We start from the raw sequence: 6,965 nt of genomic DNA on the forward strand, positions 1-6,965 counted from the left end.
AACAGCTATTACCCTTACGGGCTGGTGATGCCGGGGGGCAGCCTTCCCACCCAGCCGAACAGGAACCTGTACAACGGGGGCTCGGAGTGGCAGAACGACTACGGGGACCTTCCGGACTATTACCAGACGTATTACCGGAACTATGATGCGGCCCTGGGGAGTTTCCTGGGGGTAGACCCGATGGCGGAAGCTTCGGACGCGGTGAGCACGTATCATTATTCGGGGAACAACCCGGTGATGTGCAATGACCCGCTGGGGGACAAGAAGCTGGAGGCGCTGCCGCCGCATGGCGGGGAGTAGTAGGGAGAGGTAACATATACACAAAATCTTACAGCCTAAAAGGAACTTGAATGCCCCGTTAATTTCTCATAAAAAAAGGGATATCTGATAATAAACTGAAGCGTCACCTTCTTTATATTTCTGAAGATTATTTAAACACACTGAAGGTAATGTATTGGCACTTACACCGTATTTTATTGGACAGGGGCTTCTATAATGAATTCTAATGTTCTGTTGGGCTATGTCTTTCGTAAATTGAGACAAATCGACAAAAAGTTGAACAGATTTTACTGGCCTTATTTCTTTAATTTGACTTAAAAGAGTTTGTTTTCTGGATTGAAGGAAAAATGCTTTTAACTAACATAATCAATTGTATTCCTTGTTTTTGTAAGAAAGAGATATTAATATATAAATAACCAAAGCTGGTCAATCCAGCATTGTTAAAATAACACCATTGTAACTACTGAATAAACCAATAAAGGGATGTTAAACATCCATTTAATAACCAGAAGAAATAAACTGTATTGCATGAAAACCCAAGTGCTTGTTTCAATTGAGCTCCTCGAAACGAATAGTACCTAAAAGACCTGGCTGGACCACGTCGGCTCAACAACCACGTTAAGAACTTGCTAATTCTATTGCCGTATATATAAGAGAAATGTAACTTTTTTAGAGTGCAAAGAAGGCAAATGAAGAAGTATATCCTGAGTCACTTCCCTGGTTGAACAATACTGCTGATAAAATAGTATGTGTTTTTAGTGCCTTTTAGTCCTAACTTAAATCATAAGAGAACCTTTAAAAAACCTTCAATGCGAATCCTTTTATTATGTAAATCAGCTTGTAGTGACAAGCAATATCTTTTATACAGAAGCAGATCGTTCTGTTTCTTCTTCATTTTGTTTTTAATGCCTTTGTATATATTGAAGCTTCAGGCGCAAACTTCAGGGCATGGCAACTTTCAGATTTTTGCCCCCAACACGTATGAGCTTGGCAGATACGGTGATGTACCGGTGGATCTTTCATCGGGAATACCTCAGATTAACTTGCCTATATTGAACTTTTCAGATAAAGATGTCAATCTGGATATTTCTCTTTCATATCATGCTTCCGGTATAAAAGTGGATCAGGAAGCTACCTGGGTGGGGCTTGGATGGGCATTAAACGCAGGTGGGGTTATTACAAGGGAAGTACGGGGACTGCCAGATGGTTATAGTGGTTATAATAATGCCTTTGTTCACAGAACTGTTCTGACTGATTTTGATGGTAGCTCACCTGCCAATTATTACGATCTAATGAGGTCTGATTTGAATATCGCAGTAAGTACAAATGGGACGGATAACGGAGCAGATATATTTTTTTATAATTTCAATGGCCGGGCAGGAAAGTTTTTTCTGGACGGAGATGCTAATGCCGTTCTTACAAAATACGAAGATTTTCAGGTAGCGTTTTTGCGTGGTTCAGCCAGCGGATCAAACACTAACGATTACTTTGTTATCACAGATGAAAAAGGAGTTAAGTATGAGTTTAAGGAGATGGAATTCTCAGGCGCTCTAAGCGGAGGTATTCCTTATATTAGCGCCTGGTACCTTTCGAAGATTACAGGGCCAAGCGGTGGAGAGATAACAATTGAGTATACTACGGGTGGAATCACTTCCCGGCTTTACCAGCAACGTTGTTATAGTCAGGCTTATTTTGCCATTAATTCTGTAACGCACTCTCTTCCTCAAATATACACCGAGCCTTGTGTCAGTATGCATTATGGTATATCTTCTATTATTCCTAAAAAGATAAAAGATCCCTTAGGTAATTATGTTGAATTTATTACATCAAGCATTCCGAGGCGAGATAGCGAAGGTTATATAGCCAATCAGCTTGATTACCTTATTTTATACAGTAACAAGCAGGAGCAAATTAAAAAATTTAAGTTTAATTACAGCTACTTTGAGGCTAATAACAGACATAAATTTCCTGTTTATGGAACCGGGGATCCGAGGTCGTTCTTAAACTTTCGATTGCGGCTGGATTCCTTTCAGGAAATATCTGCGGAGGGACAAATGGATAACGCTTATCGTTTTGAGTATTTTGGAGACAACAATCCTGAAACTGATGACATTTATAACTTGCCATACAGACTATCACCCAGCCAGGATCACTGGGGATATTATAATGGTTCTCTTAATAGCACAATCTTTCCTGGTAACCCGGCGGATAAGCCTTTCCACAGGGACGAATGGAATCTTGCTCTAGGAGAGTATGAGGGACATCCTTCCTTAACCTATGCTGTTACAAATGGTGGAAGACGTGAACCTGATGCCGAGGCAGTAAAGGCGTGTGCGCTTAACAAGATAATTTATCCTACTGGTGGTTATACCGGTTTTGTATTTGAGCCGCATGAGAGTGATGGATCCGGAACGCCGCTATCCGGGGGATTAAAGGTCAGACAAATTGAAAAAGGAGACGGCATAAGTGCACCAAAAATTACGAACTACGAATATGATAACTATAGAGGTTCGGGAGGGCGGTGCCTTTTTTTGGATAATTCTTACTATACATGGTATTGGCATAAATATGCACCTGACTTGGGCATGTATGGTAATCCGGAGATACTGATGAGTTTTGGGGTTCCCGAGGCTCTGGCAAAGAGCAATGAGAGTATATTGAAGGCAGATGGAACTCCTCAATTGCTGCTCGGTTCGGGGGCGAATGCCTATTATCTTTCTGTAAAAGAATCCTCTCCCGGTAATGGCTGGACAATTTATGACTTTAGTTATGATGAAGATTTCATGGATGGGAATCGTGAAGAAATCGATGGAATATCAACTCCAGGCTACTTTTATTCCGCCTTTATTGATACCTACGGCAGGGGAGGGTATCCGCCTTTTGTTCGTTCCATGAGTGGGGCTACCTGTGTGTTTCCTTTTCCGTATTTTCTTAACAATGACTGGCGGCGGGGGCACTTGCAGACAAAAAGGACTTATTCTCAGGAGAATGTGCTGCTAGCCGAGGATTCCATCTATTATGAGATCCGTGCACTAAAAGCTGTTCCTGGATATAAAATTGCTCAGGTAGATGAAGGTAGATTTTTCTACGCCCGTTACTACGATATTGGAGGGATGGTGAAGCCTGTAAGACAGGTTTCCAGCGTCTATAATAATGACGGGAGCATTACTAGAACCACAAAAAATCTTTATTACAATGCTGTAGAGCATAAACAGCTTACTGAGAGCCGTGATTACAGCAGTAAGGATGAGGAAGTCAGAACCCGCTATTACTATCCTCCAGAATATGGAAATACATTTTCTTTATTGAAGGGACAGCATATTCTTTCTCCGATTGATGTTAGAAGCTACAAGAATGGCAAACTTATAACAGGAGAACAGATACAGTACAATGAAAAAGGATTGCCGCAGATTACATATAAAGCCGAAGCGGGTGGACTGGATATTGCATTCAATGCCCAATCCCCGTTTACATTTACCCAAAAGGTTTCGAATGTTTATAATTCAGATAATACCCTTCGCAGCCAGACCCTTAAAGATGGTACTCCAATAGTTTATCTCTGGAGCTATAAGGGCAGGTATCCTGTTGCTCAGATACAGAACGCCCTTTATGAAGACGTAAAAGCTGCTTTAAATGATGGATCTGAGAGTTTAATAACTAACCTGCGAAATAAATCAGAGCCTTCTGCAGATGATCTGGTCGTACTTAGTGCCTTGCGGGACAACTCGTTGCTGAAAGGAGCCAAGGTAACTATTTATACATTTAAGCCCCTGGTGGGAATGACCAGCCAGACGGATGAGCGAGGCCGGACTCTCTCCTATGAATATGATACCTTTCAACGGCTTAAAATAATCAGGAACGATAATGGAGATATTTTGGAGAACTATCAATATCATTTCAAACCATAACCTTATAGAAGATGAAGATTTCAGTAATAGAAAGAATACTTCAGAATTTTCTGATTATCATTCGTGCGATAGTGTTCTCACTGCCTTTTTTGTATTCACAAGAAGTAATCAGTCAAACAGGTACCAGTTCTCTTGATGCTATTTTTGCCGGTAACTATACAACATGCGGGGGAGGCTCTTTTGCACAGGCTGGAAATAATCGGTGGTATGATGGTACGACTTTTGGCAATAATTATTGGGCCAACCCGGCTCCCGATGTCTGGTATACCATTACAGTGACAGGTAGCGCAGATATTGAAATTGTTGTAGATGCAGACTACGACGCCTGGGCACATTTACTGAATAGTAGTGGAGGGGAGATTACTCCGCATCCGGATTCTTATGGTAATGGGTCCCTGTTGAATCTGCAATATCGGGGATTACCCTCTGGAACATATTATATTGCGGTAGAGGTTGGTGATGACGGTAATAACTTAGGTAACTATAGTTTATTCGTATCTCCCCTTGTTTCCGGTACATTACCAGAAGGAGCTACGATGGAAAATGCCATTGCGGTAAGAGGATTAAATAGTTGCGGAGGCAGTTTCAGTGACACCCGTAATAGTGCTGATGCCTGTATGGGAGTGAATTACAATGGCCCTTATTCACAGCAAAGCAATGATATCTACTATAAGTTTTATTTGAGTGCTAACGCTGCGGTATCGATATCTACCTGTGGTAGTTCCATTGACACCTACCTGCATTTGCTGGATGGAAATGGAGGCCATGTGATGTCAAACGATAACAGCCCCGTAGGATGTTCCGGAAATCAATCATATCTGCAGGCAACTCTAAACGCGGGCTTTTACTATGTGGTCGTTCAGGGAAACGGTCAGCAATCAGGAAACATTAAAACGAGTTTAAATGTACAGGGCCAAGGTCAGCGATCTCCCGGTGCTATAATGGCTAATGCTATTGATTTCGGGAGCTTTAGCAGCACGGGAATGGTAAAGGATTCGAAAAATCTGAATGAAGACTGCCTGGGGGACGATTTTGGTTCACCAGCTAATGATATCTATTATAAGTTCCGGCTTGTCAACCCTGGCAGGGTAAAAGTCCGGCATAGTGCAAGTATGTATGAGAGCTATATTTGGTTATTGAACGGCGGCGGAACTATATTAGGCTCTGCTACATGGGAACCGCCATCAAATGGTTGGTCCCCGTTGATTGAGAAAGATCTGGCGGCTGGTACCTATTATATAGTGTCTGAAAGATCACAGGGAGTTTCCCAGCCTCTGGAAACCAATCTGGAAGTGCTGATCAATGATCCCTGCTTACCACTGGCAGCCGCATTTAGTCAGAATCAAAACCATATCGTTACGTGGAGGCCAAGAACGCCAATGGGCAATATCGCTCAGTTTGAATATGCCAGTATCTGTAAGTTAAGCGCATCAGTCCGGTATTTCGACGGACTCGGAAGGCCTCTTCAGACGGTACAGGTTAAAGGCAGTGGCGATGGAAGCAAGGACATTGTGGTGCCAAATGAATATGATGCATATAGCCGTGAAGCAAAGAAATACCTTCCCTACGCTTCGGGCAGCAATAATGGGAGCTATAAACCAGATGCTCTTCAGGCTGGTGCAGGCGTGTCCGGTTTCTATAACCCTTCCGGGGGAACCAATCCGGAACTTCCCGGAGGCGTTCCGCGCACACCGGCTCCCTATGCAGAGACCCGGTTTGAAGCCTCTCCGTTGAACCGTGTAACAGAGCAGGGAGCACCCGGGACCGGGTGGCAATTGGGCTCAGGGCATACCGTACGTAGTGCCTATTATAGTAACGATGCTGATAACCTGAGTACCGGCAGTCGTCGCTGGGCGCGCCAATTTGGGGTGAGTACTGGAAGCAATAACAGCCAGACGCTGGTAAACGAAGGAAGTTACGGAAAAAGTCAGTTGTATGTGAACGACCAGAAAGATGAAAACTGGAAGGAGTCAGACGGCAGGGGAGGCACTATACAGGAATACAAGGACAAGGAAGGCCGTGTAGTGCTCAAACGAAGCTGGAAAGATCAGGATACTCCCTTGTCGACGTATTACGTATATGATGATTTCGGCAATTTATGCTATGTGCTTCCCCCGAAGGCAGAGGCAGACGGTGGTCTTCCGGCAACCGCCGTCCTGAATGAGCTGTGTTATCAGTACCGGTACGATGAAGCCAACCGGATGACAGCAAAGAAGATCCCGGGGAAGGACTGGGAGTACATGGTCTACAATAAGCTGGATCAGGTAGTAGCCACCCAGGACGGGGAGCAACGGTTACGAAATGAATGGCTGGTAAACAAGTACGACGGACTCGGTAGATTGGTGATGAGTGGATTGTGGCAGTCTTCCATTAGTGCTGCCGATTTGAAGGCACAGGTGTATAATGCTCCGCAATGGGACCTGAAGAATACTTCTGTGCTTCCTTTTGGATATGAAATCCGAAGTTACCCTCAAGTAGTTACTACTGTGCTTAACGTAAATTACTACGATAGTTACGAGATCCCCGGTCTGCCCGATAGCTACAAAAGGACAGGGTATAGCCAGAAGACGAAAGGCTTGCCGACGGCGGCCCGTACGGCAGTGCTTAACAATCCCTCAAAACTGTTGTGGAATGTGAATTATTATGATGAAGAAGCACGGGTAACGAAGAACGTGAGCCAGCATTACAAGGGAGGAGCACTGGCTGAAGGGAATTATGACGAAACAGATAATACTTACAGCTTTACACACGAGTTGCTCAGCAGCATGCGCAGCCATA

3 protein-coding genes are annotated in these 6,965 nt (G+C 43.7%); all 3 read left to right on the plus strand.

Going from position 1 to position 6,965, the window contains the following annotated elements; translation table 11 throughout:
- On the plus strand, window positions 1–300 hold a 300-nt coding region (locus DDR33_RS24710; protein WP_317047475.1), incomplete at its 5' end, for an RHS repeat-associated core domain-containing protein.
- Between the two features lie 884 nt (window positions 301–1,184).
- Complete coding sequence (locus DDR33_RS24715; protein WP_109418470.1) at window positions 1,185–4,187, plus strand: hypothetical protein; 3,003 nt, start codon at window positions 1,185–1,187, stop codon at window positions 4,185–4,187.
- Between the two features lie 11 nt (window positions 4,188–4,198).
- Window positions 4,199–6,965, plus strand: a 2,767-nt coding sequence (locus DDR33_RS24720; protein ID WP_202913843.1) for a DUF6443 domain-containing protein, incomplete at its 3' end; no start/stop codon positions are given.

This window comes from Pararcticibacter amylolyticus (assembly GCF_003130405.1).
GTDB classification, from domain to species: Bacteria; Bacteroidota; Bacteroidia; order Sphingobacteriales; family Sphingobacteriaceae; genus Arcticibacter; species Arcticibacter amylolyticus.